This is a genomic window from Pseudomonas sp. NPDC086566 (assembly GCF_050280885.1).
GTDB lineage: Bacteria > Pseudomonadota > Gammaproteobacteria > Pseudomonadales > Pseudomonadaceae > Aquipseudomonas > Aquipseudomonas vlassakiae.
Window position 1 is genome coordinate 20,173 of sequence record NZ_JBNNWD010000014.1, and the last position, 15,916, is coordinate 36,088.

Below are 15,916 nucleotides of genomic sequence, written 5' to 3' on the forward strand. Positions count from 1 at the left end.
ATCGAACCCTCGCCTTGCCAGGTGATCTGTGGTCTAGAGTTCAGCCCAAGCCCCCACCTGCGAGCCCTCATGGTATTCCACCGCCTGACCCGTACTCACCCGCGCCTGAGCATCGCCGCACTGGTCGGCCTGCTCGGCGCCTGGCTGATCCCGGCCGACGATATCGTCCAGCGCATCCTTGCTGGCTGGAACCTGGGCGTCTGGCTGTACCTGTCGCTGGTGCTGTGGCTGACCTGCCGCGCCACCCCTGACAAGGTGCGCAAAGTCGCCCGGGTCGAAGACGAAAACGCCGGCCTGGTGCTGTTCACCGTGTGCATCGCCGCCATCGCCAGCCTGGCCGCCGTGACCCTGCAACTGGTTTCCAGCCGCGGCCTGCAAGGCAGCGCGCAAGCCCTGCACTACCTGTACACCGGGCTGACCGTGGCCGGTTCATGGCTGCTGATCGGTTGCATCTTCAGCCTGCACTACGCCCGCCTGTTCTACACCGGCGAGCGCGATGCGCCGGCGCTGCGCTTCCCCGACGGCGAGTGCAACCCGGATTACTGGGACTTCCACTACTTCTCGTTCACCATCAGCGTTGCCGTGCAGACCTCCGACGTCGGCGTCGGCGGGCGCGGCATGCGCCGGGTGGTGCTGGCGCATTCACTGGTGGGCTTTGTGTTCAACACGGCGATTCTCGGCTTCACCATCAATATTGCGGCAGGCCTGCTTGGATAAAACGGCTACATGTAATTGGAGACCTGATAATTCTGCCAGTTGTTCGACAATACCTCACTCTTGATAATCATGGCATGATGATAGACGGAGGCTGCCACGATGCCCAACACACTTAAATCATGCGAAACATTTCAACGCGCTCAGGAAAACCTACAAAACACCGCGCATTCAAATCGTTGCTATTCGGCTTACGGCTTTCATGGATACTCCGCACTTTCTACAGGTCTAGCTTTCACAGGCCAGTTTCCGGACATGAAATCGGGCTGCTATTTACTGGGTAACGGATATCGTGCTTACAGCCCTCGGCGGTTGCGGTTTAACCAGCCAGATGAAGCGTCGCCCTTCGGTCGGGGAGGGCTAAATACATATATGTACTGTCAGGGTGACCCCATCAATCGTATCGATCCAACGGGCCGTTTCGGCGAATGGTTCATGAATATGCTTGATGCTAGCTTCCGACGCACCCGGACCGGGCGCCCGACAGTACTCGTTAGGCAGAGAAGCCAGCAGACGCGAACTAATCCAGAATTCTCAGGGGTTCGTCGCAGAGACCATACAATCATTGAGATGCCAATAGAACAAGATAGTTTTCAGCGAGTTAATGCCCAGCCGCAGCCTTCGGTAATTTTCAATGAACTGACTTCCCCTCGGACATTGGATCGCCTTGGTCTGCCTGCACTGGATCGACTAAATGCAATAAGCACTTCCACTATGTCGCTATGGCTTAACAGCCCGTTCGGACCTTCGCTATTTATGGGAAGTTCAGTAATAGGCACTCTAGCCTTGGAACCGCTCATCGGCTCACTGCCAGCAATTTTAGCTGCCAACACTGTAAGCTTTGGCGCCGCTATCTTGACAACTCCTCTGGGTACTGAACTGATCCAACGACCTGCACAGACCTTGCAGCTCATCAGGCAACATCCCTCGAGAGCGCTTAACCTGATGTATCGCTAAGCATCGCATGTGTTTCGCTGGGCTGAATGAACGGTAGCCGGCGTTCGAGGCCATTCGTCCGAAACAAAAGCGGCCGGCGATGCTGTGAAACCAGCGCGGTTTCACACATCCTCCGTCAGAGAGCGTCAGCCACGGCGCTCTGCTTGCCGACGACACCCTTGCTCACCCTGTGATCACCGTCATGCATTAGCACATTTGTCATGATTTACACGGAACATGCGCTGTGGCAGGTGCTATGGTTACCTTCCCGGCAGCCACGCAAGGTTGCCCATCACCCTGACCAGGCAAGGACAAGGAGGCTGGCATGAACAAGATGACGTTCCCCAACGCCTGTCAGGTGATGCGCTGGCACTTCCATCCGCTGGGCTTCGAAGCCACCATGGATGCCCCGCGCAGCATGGTTGCACGGCTGTTCGACCGGGCCACGGGCGAGACCCTGCTGGCCATTGCCGGTATCCCCTGCACGGCCATCATGGCCGCAGCGGATGTCGAACGCATCATCGAAGCCGTGGAAGTCGAGATGGATGCGTTTGCACCGGCGTTCGCCTTGCGTGACGCAGGCTAGACAGCCGCGACGCTTTCCTCGCGCAATGTTTGCAACCTTGCCATGAACTGCTCGGCCGGCACCGGCTGGCCCAGCAGATAGCCCTGCAACGAATCACAGCCCAGGCGGGTCAGGAAGTCCTGCTGGCGGTCGGTTTCCACGCCTTCAGCCACGATGCGCAAGCCCAGTGCCTGGCCCAATGCCACGATCGCCGACACAATCGCGGCGTCGTCGCTGTCCTGCTCCAGGTCACGCACGAAGCCACGGTCGATCTTCAGCTCGTTGGCCGGCAAGCGTTTGAGGTACATCAGGCTCGAATAACCGGTGCCGAAGTCATCGATGGACAGGTCCACGCCCATGTCGGAAAGCCGTTGCAGCACGGCCAGGCTGGCATCGGCGTCGTGCATGGCAGTGGTTTCGGTGATCTCCAGGGTCAAGCGGTTGGCCGGCAGGCCGTTTTCCTGCAGGGCGCGGGCGACACTGTCGACCAGGCCTACATGGCAGAACTGGATGGCCGACAGATTGACCGCCATGCGCCATTCGCTGTGGCCTTGCTCGAGCCACTGGCGCATCTGCCGGCAGGCTTCATTCAGCACCCACTCGCCGATCGGAATGATCAGGCCGGTTTTTTCCGCCAGGCCAATGAAACGGTCCGGGAGCATCAGGCCGTGCTGTGGGTGTTCCCAACGCAGCAAGGCTTCGGCACCGATCGGCAGGCAGGCCTGGGCGGCGAACTTGGGCTGGTAGTGCAGGCGGAACTGGCCCTGCTCCAGGGCCGTGCGCAAGTCCTGCAGCAACTGCAACTGCTGGCGGGCGTTACTGTTCATCGAGGCGTCGAAGAAGCTGTAGCCGTTCTTGCCGGCGCTCTTGGCGTGGTACATGGCGGCGTCGGCATTGCGCAGCAGTTCAAGCTGGTCCTGGCCGTTGCCGGGGTACAACACGATCCCCAGGCTGGCGGTCAGCTGCAGGTCATGCTCGGCAACGCGGAATACGCGCGACACCAGGTTGACCTGCTTGGCCGCCACGTCCATGGCGTCCTCAGGCTCCTGTAGCTCTACCAGCAGCACGAATTCGTCACCGCCGATCCGCGCCAGCGTGTCCTGGCTGTGCAGATGGCCACGCAGACGGGCCGCGACGGCCTTGAGCAGCAGATCGCCGACATGGTGGCCAAAGGCGTCGTTGACCGGTTTGAAGCCATCCAGGTCGATGAACATCAGCGCAAAGCAGCCGCCCTGCTCCGCCACCTTGCCAATCGCTTGCTCGATGCGGTCGGACAATAGCGTGCGGTTGGGCAAGCCGGTCAAGGTGTCGTGCAAGGCCAGCTGGGTCAGCTCCTGGTTGGCCAGTGTCAGCGAATGGGCCAGCGCTGCCGTTCGGGCTTCAAGGCGTGCATCGAGCACCGAGGTGAGCAGCACCACAGCCAGCACCGCCAGGGTAGTGATCAGCACCAGATAGACCAGGCCATCGCCCTGCAGGCCATCGGCCAACGCACCACAGAAGCTGCCCTCGGGAAAGTTCGCTGCCGCCATGCCGGTGTAGTGCATGCCGACGATGGCGACACCCATCACCATCGCCGCCAGGCCGCGGATCTGGCGCACGTATGGGGTGTGCTGACGCAGGCGAAAGGCAATCCACAGAGCGGCCGCCGAGGCACCTACTGCGATGGCCAGCGAGGCGCCGAACAAGGCCGGGTCATAATCGATGCCGGGCAGCATGCGCAGCGCCGCCATGCCGACGTAGTGCATGCAGGCGATGCCGGTACCCATGATCAGGGCGCCAAACGCCAGCTGCACCCGGGGCATGCTGGGCTGGCTGACCAGCCACAGGGCGAAACCGGAAGACAGTACGGCAATCAGCAGGGAGAACGCGGTCAGGCCGATGTCGTAGCCCAGGTCGACGGGCAGGCTGAAAGCGAGCATGCCGATGAAGTGCATCGACCAGACGCCGATGCCCATGGCCAACGCGCCGCCGCCCATCCACAGATGCACGGCACGGCCCTTGGCCGTGGCGATACGGCCAGTCAGGTCGAGGGCAGTGTAAGAAGCAAGGATGGCTACGCAGAGTGAGATCAGCACCAGCGCAGAGGAATAACTACCGGTCAGCATCGGAAAATCCAGCTCGGGACAGGGGGCCCGAAAAAACTGACGATTGTACTCAAGCTTTGGCGAAACGCACGGGGTTTGTGCGAATGGGAATGGATCCAACGGCTACAGGCAGGTACTGTATCGCCTATACTAGAGCGCTTTCAGGGCCAAATAAAGGCACATTGCCACTGGTCGACTTGGCCGCTGGCAGGAGTGCTCGCCTACTGTGGTAGATTCTGTCTTGCTCAATTTCTAGAATCTAGCGCGCTCCCACAGAGGCGCTCTGCGCGCCCTATTCCTGCTGGGCAAACGCCTGCTCGGCATCCCAACCGCCGCCCAGCGCGGCAATCAGCTGCACGCTGGCCACCAGGCGCCCTTCCAGCAAGGTCAATGCACTGCGCTCGTTACTCAGCGCAGTGGTCTGCACGTTGACCACATCGAGGTAACCGATAAGGCCAGCGCGGTACTGGTTCTCGGTCAGGCGCAGCGACTCGCGGGCCGCCTCCAGCGCTTCCTGACGTACCACGGCTTCGTCGGCATACACCTTCAACTGCACCAGGAAGTTTTCCACCTCCTTGAAGCCGTCGAGTACGGTCTGGCGGTACTGCGCCACGGTCTGGTCATACACCGCCCGGGTGCGATCAACTTCGGCGCCGCGCTTGCCGGCGTCGAACAACGTCATCGCCAGTTGCGGCCCCACCGACCAGTAGCGGTTGGGCAGTTCGATCCAATTACTGAAGCTGCTGCTGGAATACCCGCCGCTCATGCTCAGGCTCAAGTCCGGGAAGTAGGCGGCGCGGGCCACGCCGATATTGGCATTGGCGGCCATCACGTTGCGCTCGGCCGAGGCGATGTCCGGGCGGCGCTCGAGCAGTTGCGACGGGAGCGTCACCGGGATCTGCGGCAGCGCAGGAATGCGCTTGCTGTCAGCCAGGGAGAATTCGGCCGGGGCCTTGCCCAGCAGCACGGCGATGGCGTTCTCGAACTGTGCACGCTGCCAGACCAGGTCGATCAGGTCCGCTTGCGTGGACTTCAGCTGGGTACGCGCCTGGGCCACCGCGTCCGGGCCGGCGACGCCAGCGCGGTACTGGTTTTCGTTCATCCGCAGTGAGCGTTCGTAGGTCGCGACTGTGGCCTCGAGCAGGCGCTTCTGTTCGTCGATCACCCGCAATTGCAAGTAGTTCTGTACCAGTTCGGACTGCTGGCTGAGGCGAATAGCCGCCAGGTCGGCGAAGCTGGCTTCGGCGCTGGCCTCGTTGGCGTTCAAGGTCTCGCGCAGTTTGCCCCACAGGTCGACTTCCCAACTGACGCCGAGCTGCGCGTTGTAGGTGTTGCGGATACCGCTGCTGTTGTTGGACAGGCTCGAACTGGAACTGCCGGTGCCTTGTGCCGAGCGGTTCTTGCTGGCACTCAGGTCCAGGCTGGGGAACAGCGATGCCCGGCTGCTGCGCACCAGGGCCTGGGCCTGACGATACTGGGCTTCCGACTGCGCGACGGTCTGGTTGCTGCGGTTGAGCTCCTCGACCAGCTCGTTCAACCCGGCGTCGCCGTAGATTTCCCACCAGGCGCCACGGGCAATGGCATCGGACGGATTGGCCTGGGTCCAGCCTTCGGCCTGCTTGTACTGCGCCGGGGTGCTCAGCTGCGGGCGGTGGTAGTCCGGGCTCAGGGTACAGGCGCTGAGCATGGCCACGCACAGACTGGCGCCGGCCAGTCGAGAGCCCCGCCCACGGGTCAACAACTGCAAGGCACGGTGGAGTCGGGTCTGGGCGAAGTTCATAGCGGTGTGTCCAGGGCGGCGTCGGTGCGTACACCGCGCCAATGGTTGAATCGGTGACGCAAGCGGTCCAGATACAGGTAGACCACAGGCGTCGTGTAAAGGGTCAGCAGCTGGCTGACGACCAGCCCGCCAATGATGGTCAGGCCCAGCGGCTGGCGCATCTCCGCGCCTTCGGCTCGGCTGATCAGCAGCGGCAAGGCGCCCAGGATGGCCGCCAGGGTGGTCATCAGGATCGGCCGCAGGCGCAGCAGGCAGGCGCGGCGGATCGATTCCTCCGGGCTCATGCCCTGGTGGCGCTCCAACTGCAGCGCCAGGTCGATCATCAGGATGGCGTTCTTCTTCACCACGCCGATCAGCAGGAACAGGCCCAGCAACGAGATCAGGCTGAACTCGCCGCCGGTGGCGTACAGGGCGAGCAAGGCACCGACGCCGGCCGAGGGCAAGGTCGACAGGATGGTCAGCGGGTGGATGTAGCTTTCATAGAGGATGCCCAGCACCAGGTACACCAGCACAAGGGCGCCGAGGATCATGAACGGCTGCCCTTCCTGGGTCTTGGCGAAGGCACTGGCCGTGCCGCCGAGCTTGGCAATCACTTCCTCGGGCAAGCCCAGCTTGGCGACCTCCCGCTCCACGGCAGCCATGGCCTGGTCGGGGCTGTAACCTTCGGCAACGTCGAAGGCAATGTCTTCGGAGGCGAACTGGCCTTCATGGCTGACCCGATCGTTGGCCAGGCTGTTTTCGTAACGGGCAATGGTCGACAGCGGCACCCGCGCACCGTCACTGGTGATGACCTGCACCTGTTCCAGCGTGCTCGGGTCCCAGGCGTATTTCGGGTTGATCTCCAGCACCACCTGGTACTGGTTGAGGCTGTCGTAGATGGTCGAGATCTGCCGCTGGCTGTAGGCGTTGTTCAGCACGGCGGTGACCATGTCCATGTCGATGCCCAGGCGCTTGGCCTGGTCACGGTCGACCACCAGGGTCACCTGCTGGGTGCCGGAACCGTCGCGGGCATCGATGGCGGTCAGCTCGGGCAATGCGCGCAGCGCCGCAACCACCTTCGGGAACCACTGGCGCAGGGCCGCCAGGTCGCCACTCTGCAGGGTATACAGGTACTGCGAGGAGGTCTGGTCGCGGCCGCCGCCGCCCAGCTGCAGGTCCTGGTCGGCCATCAGGAACAGCCGCCCACCCGGTACCTTGGGCATCTCCTTGCGCAGGCGCTCGATGATTTTCTGCGCGTCGAGCTTGCGCTCGCTGATCGGTTTCAGCCGCACCAGCACCATGGCGTTGTTGGTACCGCTGTTGCCACCGATGAAACCGGCCACGCTTTCCACTGCCGGGTCAGCGAGCAAGGCACGGCGGTAGATTTCCATCTTCGGTTGCATCACGTTGAACGACAGGCCGTCGTCGCCACGGATGAAGCCGATCAGCTGGCCGGTGTCCTGTTGCGGTATCAAGGTCTTGGGCACCACCACGTACAGGGCAATGTTCAAGCCGATGGTCGCCAACAGGCTGATCAGGGTCAGGCGCCTGTGACGCAAGGCCCAGCCAAGGCTTCGGTCGTAGACATCGACCATGCGCTGGTGCGCCTTGTCGCTCCAGCGCTGCAGGCGTGTCGGCTCGGCGCGGTGAGGCTTGAGCCAACGGGCGCAAAGCATCGGCGTGAGGGTCAGTGAGACCACCAGCGAGACGATGATCGCCGCCGCCAGGGTGACCGAGAACTCCTGGAACAGGTTGCGCACGATGCCGCCCATGAACAGGATCGAAACGAATACCGCCACCAGAGATACGTTCATCGACAGCAAGGTGAAACCGACCTCCCTGGCGCCCAGGAACGCCGCACGCATCGGCGGCTGGCCGTCCTCGATGTGCCGGGAGATGTTCTCCAGTACCACGATGGCATCGTCGACCACCAGGCCGGTGGCAAGGATCAGCGCCATCAGCGACAGGTTGTTCAGCGAAAAACCGCACATGTACATCACCGCGAAGGTGCCCACCAGCGACACCGGCACCGCCAGGCTGGGGATCAGTGAGGCGCGCACGCTGCCGAGGAACAGGTAGACCACCAGGATCACCAGCACCACGGCAATCAGCAGCGTGTGCTCGGCTTCCTTGAGGGTTGCCTTGATCACTGGCGAGCGGTCCATGGCCACGTTCAATTGCACACTGGCCGGCAGCAACGACTGCAGGGCCGGCAGTTGCGCCTTGATCTGGTCAACGGTTTCGATGATGTTGGCGCCGCTCTGGCGGTTGACCACCAGCAGCACGGCGCTCTGGTCGTTGAAGAAACCGCTGTTGTAGCGGTTCTCCACGCCGTCGGTAATGGTGGCCACGTCTGAGAGTCGCAGGATGGTGCCATTCGACTGGCGTATAACGATCGGCTCGTAGTCCTTGGCCGTTTCCAGCTGGTCGTTGGCCCGTACCTGCCAGTTGCGTTCGGCATCCTCGACAAAGCCCATGGGCCGGCGCTGGTTGGCGTTGGCCACCGCCGTGCGCACCTCGTCCAGCGACAGGCTGTACTGGTTGAGCAGCTGCGGCTCCACGGCGATGCGCACCGCTGGCAGCGAGCTGCCACCGATCTGCACTTCGCCGACCCCGCTGACCTGCGCCAGGCTCTGCGACAGGATGGTATCGGCCAGGTCGTACAGCTGGCCCTTCTGCAGCACGCTGGAGGTCAGCGAGAGCACCATGATCGGCGCCTGCGACGGGTTGATCTTCTTGTAGGTGGGCATGCTGCGCATGCCGCTGGGCAACAGGTTGCGCGTGGCATTGATCGCCGCCTGCACCTCACGTGCGGCACCGTCGATGTCGCGCCCCATCTCGAAACCGATGATCACCCGGGTCGAGCCCTGGTTGGAGCTGCTGGTCAGGGTGGTGACGCCGGCAATGCTGCCAAGCTTGCGTTCCAGCGGCGTGGCCACGGTGGCGGCCATGACCTCCGGGCTGGCCCCGGACAGGTTGGCTTGCACGACGATCACCGGGAAGTCCATCTGCGGCAGTGGCGCCACCGGCAGCAAGCCGAAGCTGACACCCCCGAGCAGCATGATCGCCAGGCTCAGCAGCATGGTCGCCACGGGCCGGCGAATGAACGGTGCGGACAGGTTCATGCCTCGGCCTGCTGCGCGTCAGCGGCCGGGCGCCAGCGGCGGGCCAGCCGGTCGAAGTACAGATAGATGACCGGTGTGGTGAACAGTGTCAGCACCTGGCTGACCAACAGGCCGCCAACCATCACCAGGCCCAGCGGCTGGCGCAGCTCGGCCCCGGAACCGGTGGCCAGCATCAGCGGCACGGCGCCGAACAACGCCGCCAGGGTGGTCATCAGGATCGGCCGGAAGCGCAGCAGCGCCGCCTGGTAGATCGCATCGCGCGGGCTCATGCCCTGGTTGCGCTCGGCCTCCAGGGCAAAGTCGATCATCATGATCGCGTTCTTCTTGACGATGCCGATCAGCAGAATGATGCCGATGATGGCGATCATGCCGAGGTCGTTGCCGCTGAGGATCAGTGCCAGCAAGGCGCCGACCGCCGCCGACGGCAAGGTCGAGAGGATGGTCACCGGGTGGATGTAGCTCTCGTAGAGCACGCCCAGCACGATGTACATGGTCACCACGGCCGCCAGGATCAGCAGCAAGGTGCTCGACAGCGAGGCCTGGAAGGCTTCGGCGGCGCCCTGGAAGCGGGTCTGCACACCGAGCGGCATGCCGATGTCCTGCTGCACCTGCTCGATCACCTTGACCGCCTCGCCCAGCGAGGCCCCCTGGGCCAGGTTGAACGACAGGGTCACTGCGGGGAACTGGCCGATGTGCGAGATGGCCAGCTGCGCCTGGCGCTGCTCGATCCGCGCCAGTGCCGACAGCCGCACCTGGCCGCCATCGGTGGCCTTGACGTGGATCGATTCCAGCGCCTGCGGGCCGATGACTGCCGCGTCCTGCGACTGCAGCACCACGCGGTACTGGCTGGCCTGGGTGTAGATGGTGGAAATCTGCCGCTGGCCGAAGGCATCGTACAGGGCGTTGGTGATCTGCGACACGCTGATGCCCAGGCGGCTGGCCATGTCACGGTCGATCACCAGGTACACCTGCAGGCCCTTGTCCTGCAGGTCACTGGCCACATCCTGCAACTCCGGGCGCTGCTGCAGGGCGTGCACCAGCTTGCCGCTCCACTGCGCCAGCAAGTCGGCGTCCGGTGAAGACAGGCTGAACTGGTACTGGGTGCGGCTGACCCGGTCCTCGATGCTCAGGTCCTGCACCGGTTGCATGAACAGGCGGATACCGACCAGCTTGTCGAGCTGCGGTTGCAGGCGGCTGATCACTTCCCCGGCGCTGACATCACGCTCGCCGTGGGGCTTGAGGTTGATCAGCATGCGGCCACTGTTGAGTGTGGCGTTGTCGCCGTCGACACCGATGTAGGACGACAGGCTCTGCACCGCCGGGTCTTGCAGGATGACCTTGCTCAGCGCCTGTTGGCGCTCGCTCATGGCGGCGAACGAGGTGGATTGCGGCGCTTCGGAAATACCCTGGATCACCCCGGTGTCCTGCGCCGGGAAGAAGCCCTTGGGCACCACCATGTACAGCAGCACGGTGAGTGCCAGGGTCGCCACGGCCACCAGCAAGGTCAGCGGCTGATGCTTGAGCACCCACTGCAGGCCACGGCCGTAATGTTCGATCATCCAGTCGATCCAGGCACCGCTGGCGCGGTAGAAGCGGCCCTGCTCTTCCTCCTTGGGCTCGCGCTTGAGCAGGCGCGCGCACATCATCGGCGTCAAGGTCAGCGATACCACCAGGGAAATCAGGATAGCCACCGCCAGGGTGATGGCGAATTCGCGGAACAACCGGCCGACCACATCGGCCATGAACAGCAGCGGGATCAATACGGCGATCAACGAGAAGGTCAGCGAAATCAGGGTGAAGCCGATCTGCCTGGCCCCCTTGAGTGCCGCCTGCAGCGGCGTTTCGCCTTCCTCGATGTGGCGCGAGATGTTCTCGAGCATGACGATGGCGTCGTCGACCACGAAACCGGTGGCAATGGTCAGGGCCATGAGCGTCAGGTTGTTCACCGAGAAGCCGGCCAGGTACATCACGCCGAAAGTGCCGATCAGCGACAGCGGTACGGCAATCGAGGGAATGATCGTGGCGCTGAAGCGGCGCAGGAACACGAAAGTGACCATCACCACCAGCACGATGGCGATCAGCAGCTCATGCTGCACATCCTTGACTGCGGCGCGGATGGTTTGCGTGCGATCGGTGAGTACCGACACATCGAGGCCGGCCGGCAGGTTGTCGGTGACCGATGGCAGCAGTTCCTTGATGCGGTCGACCACATCGATGACGTTGGCGCCTGGCTGACGCTGGATGTTCAGCAGCACGGCCTGGTTCTGGTTGGCCCAGGCGGCCAGGCGTTCGTTCTCGGCGCCATCGACGATCTCGGAGACGTCCTTCAGACGCAGCGGCGCACCATTGTTGTAGGCGAGGATGAGGTTGGCGTATTCCTCAGGCGAACGCAGCTGGTCGTTGGCATCGAGCATCGACACCCGGGTCGGGCCGTCGAAGTTGCCCTTGGGCTGGTTGACGTTGGACGCGCCGATCAGGGTGCGCACATCGTCGAGGTTGAGGCCGTTGGCGGCCAGAGCGTCGACGTTGACCTTGATCCGCACCGCCTGGCGCTGGCCGCCGGCGATGCTGACCATGCCCACGCCGCTGATCTGCGCGAGCTTCTGCGCCACCCGGGTGTCGACCAGGTCGTTGAGCTTGGGCAGCGGCATGGTCTTGCTGGAAATGGCCAGGGTCAGCACCGGGGTGTCGGCCGGGTTGACCTTGTTGTATACCGGCGGCGCAGGCAGGTCGCTGGGCAACAGGTTGCTGGCGGCGTTGATCGCGGCCTGCACCTGTTGCTCGGCGACGTCCATGTTCATGTCCAGGCTGAAGCGCAGGGTCAGCACCGAGGCCCCGCCGGAGCTGGTCGAGGCCATCTGCTCAAGGCCCGGCATCTGGCCGAACTGGCGTTCCAGCGGTGCGGTGACCGCACTGGTCATCACCTGCGGGCTGGCGCCGGGGTACAGGGTCATGACCCGGATGGTCGGGTAGTCGACCTGGGGCAAGGCGGAAACGGGCAAGAGCTTGTAGGCGATCAGCCCGGCCAGGACGATGGCCAGCATGGTCAGCGTGGTGGCGACCGGGCGCAGGATGAACAGGCGTGACAGGTTCATGCGCCCGCCTTGGCTGCCGCTTTGCCGGAAGGCGCTTCATCGGCCTGGGCCGAACCCTTGGCGTCCTGCCCCTGCAGGTGCTGGCCGGGGGTGGTCGGCACTTGCGAGCTGTCTTGGACCACCTCGACCTTGGTCCCTTCACGCAGGCGGTCGGTGCCTTCCAGCACCAGGCGCTCACCGGCCTTGAGGCCTTCGAGGATGACACTGTTCTGGCCATCGCTGGCGCCAACCTTGAGCTTGCGGATGTTGACCGTGCTCTGGTCATTGACCACATAGGCGAAGGTGCCGTCGTTGCCGAACTGCACGGCCGCAGCCGGCGCCATCACCACCTGCTTGAGGGTGTCGGCCAGCAGCCGCACGTTGACGAACTGATTGGGGAACAGGGCCAGGTCCTTGTTCTCGAAGCGGCCTTTGAACTTCAGGGTACCGGTGGTGGTGTCGATCTGGTTGTCGATGCTGCCCAGCACGCCGGTCGACTGCAGTTTGCTGTCGGTACGGTCCCAGGCCTCCACCGGCAGGCTGGCGCCGCTGCGGTAACGGTCGAGCACGGTGCTCAGCTCGGTTTCCGGCAGGGTGAAGGCGACGCTGATCGGCTCGGTCTGGGTGATCACCACCAGCGCGGTGGTGTCGTTGGCCGCCACCAGGTTGCCCAGGTCGAGCTGGCGCAGGCCCACGCGGCCGTTGATGGGCGCGCGGATCTGGGTGAAATCGAGGTTCAGGCGGGCATCGTTGACCTGGGCCTGGTTGGTCTTGACCAGCCCCTGGAACTGCGCAACCTGGGCTTCTGCGGTATCGAGGGTCTGCTTGGCGATGCTGTCCTGGGCATACAGGCCCTTGTAACGCGCCAGGTCGACCTGGGCGTTTTTCAGTTGCGCCTGGTTCTGCGCCAGGGTGCCTTCGGCCTGCTGCAAGGCAATGCGGTAAGGGCGCGGGTCGATTTCCGCGAGCAGGTCGCCAGCCTTGACCTGCTGGCCCTCCTTGAACAGGATTTTCACCAGCTCGCCCGCAACCCGGCTGCGCACATTCACCGTGTTGGTCGCCGTGACGGTGCCCAGGGCCTTGTAGTAGAGCGGGAAGTCACCCACTCGCACCGGCTCGACACGCACCGGTACCGGGTCGGTGGAGCCGCCGAAGCCCGGCCGGCCCATGCCCATCCCCATGCCTTTGCCGCCGCGCCCTGCGCTGGCCGCTTTGTGGGCAGGCGTTGCCGCAGGCCACAGCCACCATGCCAGCAGGGCCACCAGCAGCAGGATCAGCAGGCCGACGAGCCAGCGACGAGGGGATCGGGAATTGGACACTTGCATGGGTTGAACGAACCTTGTTCAGAAATGGCGGCTTGGGAAGGTTGAACGATAAGCACTGGCTCTGTTTTAGCAAAGGCCCTTTACCAGAGGTTTACCTTTGCCTGACGTTGCCAAAAGGCTGAACTTTAAACGAAAACGGCCCGGAAAGCGTTCCGGGCCGTTACGGGGTGTTGCTTGGAGAGAGGCCAGGTAAAAGAGTTCCTTGGCCCTCCCCCAGGCAATCCTTACTTCAGTACAGCCAAGGCTGCTTCGTAGTTTGGCTCGTCGGCGATCTCGCCAACCAGCTCGCTGTGCAGCACCTTGTCGTTCTCATCCAGTACGACCACAGCACGGGCAGCCAGGCCGGCCAGCGGGCCGTCGGCGATGGCAACGCCATAGTTGTTCAGGAATTCAACGCCACGCAGGGTCGACAGGTTCTTCACGTTGTCCAGACCTTCGGCGCCGCAGAAGCGCGCCTGGGCGAACGGCAGGTCGGCCGAGATGCACAGCACGACGGTGTTGGCCACGTCGTTGGCCTGTGCGTTGAACTTGCGAACCGACGTGGCGCAGGTCGGGGTGTCGACGCTCGGGAAGATGTTCAGCACCTTGCGCTTGCCGGCGAAGTCCTTCAGCGACTTGTCAGCCAGGCCTTCACCGACCAGCGAGAAAGCCGGAGCCTGGGCACCGACCTGTGGCAGGTTGCCGTTGACCTGAACCGGGTTGCCTTTGAGGGTCACTTGAGCCATGACGAAATCCTTATGCGGGGTTTGAAAAGGACACTGAGTTAATCATGAAGGCGGCCGGGTGCCTATGGGTGCAGTGAAATTGTTCTATTTCCAGACAGTATCTGTGGACAAAAAAAAGCCCGGATGGCGACAACCCCCCGGGCTTTTCCGATTCAAGGAGGGAATCAGCTGATCAGGCTGTACACCACGGAGGTCAGCGCAACCAGGCCGACCACCACCACGAACACGTTCGACAGCGCACCACTGTACTTGCGCATCGACGGCACGCGACGGATGGCGTACATCGGCATCAGGAACAACAGCACAGCGAGGATCGGGCCGCCAAGCGATTCGATCATGCCGAGGATGCTCGGATTGAGGGTGGCGACGATCCAGCAGACCACCAGCATCAGCGCGGCGACCACGCGGTCCAGGGTCTTGGCGCCCGGGCGAGCACCGGCCTTGGCGATGATGCCCTTGAGGCCTTCACTGGCACCGATGTAGTGGCCCAGGAATGACTTGGCAATGGCGACGAAGGCAATCAGTGGCGCGGCAAAGGCAATGGTCGGATTGCTGAAGTGGTTGGCCAGGTACGACAGGATCGACAGGTTCTGCGCCTTGGCTTCAGCCAGCTGGGCGCTGCTCAGGGTGAGCACGCAGCTGAACACGAAGAACAGTACCATCACCACCATCAGCAGGTGGGCACGGCGCAGGATCTGGCCGCTGCGCTCGTCGGCGTGCTCGCCATAGCTGCGCTTCTGGTCGACGGCAAAGGCCGAGATGATCGGCGAATGGTTGAACGAGAACACCATCACCGGAATGGCCAGCCACAGGGTGTGCAGGAAGGCCGAGCCCGACGGCACCTGGGCGGCGCTGTCGAGGATGCCACCGGTCCAGTGGGGAATCAGGTACAGGCCCAGCAGCCCCAGCGCAACGATGAACGGGTACACCAGCAGGCTCATGACCTTGACCGTGGCCTGCTCGCCGCAGCGCACGATCGCCAGCAGGCCGAGGATCAGCACGAATGACAGCACCACCCGTGGTGGCGGCGCGATGTGCAGTTGGTGCTCCATGAAGCTGCTGACGGTGTTGGTCAGCGCCACGCTATAGATAAGCAGGATCGGGAAGATGGCGAAGAAGTACAGCACGGTGATCAGCGCACCGGCCTTGATGCCGAAATGCTCTTCGACCACTTCGGTGATGTCGCCGCCGCTGCGCCCGGACAGCACGAAGCGGGTCAGGCCACGGTGCGAGAAATAGGTCATCGGGAAGGCCAGCGCGGCCAGGATCAGCAGCGGCCAGAAGCCGCCCAGGCCGGCGTTGATCGGCAGGAACAAGGTGCCTGCGCCGATGGCTGTGCCGAACAGGCCCAGCATCCAGGTGGTGTCGTTACGCGACCAGCTGCCAAGGGTGGCGGGGGTCGATTCTGCAAAGCGTTGTTCAACGCTTGGGGCCTGCTCATTCATTCCGGGTGAAGCTCCACTCGCAAGACTGCAACAGGCTGAGAATGGCGAAATTGCGTGATCGCCCAACTCAACCGGGAAAGAGGGGCGCGATTGTGCACCGAAAGGTTGCACTTGCGAAGCCCCTTTCCGAGAGGCGGTTGCACTTGTCTTTACAAGCAGGTTGT

10 protein-coding genes are annotated in these 15,916 nt (G+C 63.2%); 3 read left to right on the forward strand and 7 right to left on the reverse strand.

The annotated features are described in order from the left end of the window. Nucleotides 1-69: 69 nt before the first annotated feature. The 3 genes from ACQKPS_RS25165 (at nt 70) to ACQKPS_RS25175 (ending at nt 2,236) form a co-directional block, all read left to right on the forward strand. Complete coding sequence (locus ACQKPS_RS25165; RefSeq protein WP_427605902.1) at nt 70-717, forward strand: DUF1345 domain-containing protein; 648 nt, start codon at nt 70-72, stop codon at nt 715-717. Between the two features lie 99 nt (nt 718-816). Then, entirely contained in the window at nt 817-1,671 is an 855-nt protein-coding gene (locus tag ACQKPS_RS25170) for an RHS repeat-associated core domain-containing protein (RefSeq protein WP_427605904.1), read from the forward strand. Between the two features lie 304 nt (nt 1,672-1,975). Then, complete coding sequence (locus tag ACQKPS_RS25175) at nt 1,976-2,236, forward strand: DUF1652 domain-containing protein (protein ID WP_427605906.1); 261 nt, start codon at nt 1,976-1,978, stop codon at nt 2,234-2,236. Here ACQKPS_RS25175 and ACQKPS_RS25180 read toward each other — a convergent pair. From ACQKPS_RS25180 to ACQKPS_RS25210, 7 genes are all read right to left on the reverse strand, one after another. Next, nucleotides 2,233-4,320: a putative bifunctional diguanylate cyclase/phosphodiesterase gene (locus ACQKPS_RS25180; protein ID WP_254480036.1), complete on the reverse strand. Its 2,088-nt coding sequence runs from the start codon at nt 4,318-4,320 to the stop codon at nt 2,233-2,235. The two genes, ACQKPS_RS25175 and ACQKPS_RS25180, sit on opposite strands and share 4 nt — an antisense overlap. A 271-nt stretch (nt 4,321-4,591) precedes the next feature. Further along, nucleotides 4,592-6,079: an efflux transporter outer membrane subunit gene (locus tag ACQKPS_RS25185; RefSeq protein WP_427605908.1), complete on the reverse strand. Its 1,488-nt coding sequence runs from the start codon at nt 6,077-6,079 to the stop codon at nt 4,592-4,594. Beyond that, on the reverse strand, nt 6,076-9,183 hold the full coding sequence (locus tag ACQKPS_RS25190; RefSeq protein ID WP_427605910.1) for an efflux RND transporter permease subunit: 3,108 nt from the start codon (nt 9,181-9,183) through the stop codon (nt 6,076-6,078). The genes ACQKPS_RS25185 and ACQKPS_RS25190 overlap by 4 nt, the downstream gene beginning before the upstream one ends. After that, nucleotides 9,180-12,278 carry an MdtB/MuxB family multidrug efflux RND transporter permease subunit gene (locus ACQKPS_RS25195; protein WP_427605912.1) on the reverse strand — a complete coding sequence of 1,033 codons (3,099 nt, stop codon included), beginning with the start codon at nt 12,276-12,278 and terminating at the stop codon, nt 9,180-9,182. Before ACQKPS_RS25195 ends, ACQKPS_RS25190 begins: the two co-directional genes overlap by 4 nt. Next, entirely contained in the window at nt 12,275-13,582 is a 1,308-nt protein-coding gene (locus tag ACQKPS_RS25200; RefSeq protein ID WP_427605914.1) for an MdtA/MuxA family multidrug efflux RND transporter periplasmic adaptor subunit, read from the reverse strand. The genes ACQKPS_RS25195 and ACQKPS_RS25200 overlap by 4 nt, the downstream gene beginning before the upstream one ends. Before the next feature lie 224 nt (nt 13,583-13,806). Further along, entirely contained in the window at nt 13,807-14,307 is a 501-nt protein-coding gene (gene tpx / locus ACQKPS_RS25205) for a thiol peroxidase (protein ID WP_427605916.1), read from the reverse strand. Nucleotides 14,308-14,471: 164 nt separating this feature from the next. Continuing rightward, on the reverse strand, nt 14,472-15,752 hold the full coding sequence (locus ACQKPS_RS25210; protein ID WP_427605918.1) for a serine/threonine transporter: 1,281 nt from the start codon (nt 15,750-15,752) through the stop codon (nt 14,472-14,474). Nucleotides 15,753-15,916: the final 164 nt, after the last annotated feature.

Bases quoted from the DNA above. Each gene is read 5' to 3' on its own strand.
- ACQKPS_RS25165 (WP_427605902.1), top strand. From the start codon at position 70: ATGGTATTCCACCGCCTGACCCGTACTCACCCGCGCCTGAGCATCGCC.
- ACQKPS_RS25170 (WP_427605904.1), top strand. From the start codon at position 817: ATGCCCAACACACTTAAATCATGCGAAACATTTCAACGCGCTCAGGAA.
- ACQKPS_RS25175 (WP_427605906.1), top strand. From the start codon at position 1,976: ATGAACAAGATGACGTTCCCCAACGCCTGTCAGGTGATGCGCTGGCAC.
- ACQKPS_RS25180 (WP_254480036.1), bottom strand. From the start codon at position 4,320: ATGCTGACCGGTAGTTATTCCTCTGCGCTGGTGCTGATCTCACTCTGC.
- ACQKPS_RS25185 (WP_427605908.1), bottom strand. From the start codon at position 6,079: ATGAACTTCGCCCAGACCCGACTCCACCGTGCCTTGCAGTTGTTGACC.
- ACQKPS_RS25190 (WP_427605910.1), bottom strand. From the start codon at position 9,183: ATGAACCTGTCCGCACCGTTCATTCGCCGGCCCGTGGCGACCATGCTG.
- ACQKPS_RS25195 (WP_427605912.1), bottom strand. From the start codon at position 12,278: ATGAACCTGTCACGCCTGTTCATCCTGCGCCCGGTCGCCACCACGCTG.
- ACQKPS_RS25200 (WP_427605914.1), bottom strand. From the start codon at position 13,582: ATGCAAGTGTCCAATTCCCGATCCCCTCGTCGCTGGCTCGTCGGCCTG.
- tpx (WP_427605916.1), bottom strand. From the start codon at position 14,307: ATGGCTCAAGTGACCCTCAAAGGCAACCCGGTTCAGGTCAACGGCAAC.
- ACQKPS_RS25210 (WP_427605918.1), bottom strand. From the start codon at position 15,752: ATGAATGAGCAGGCCCCAAGCGTTGAACAACGCTTTGCAGAATCGACC.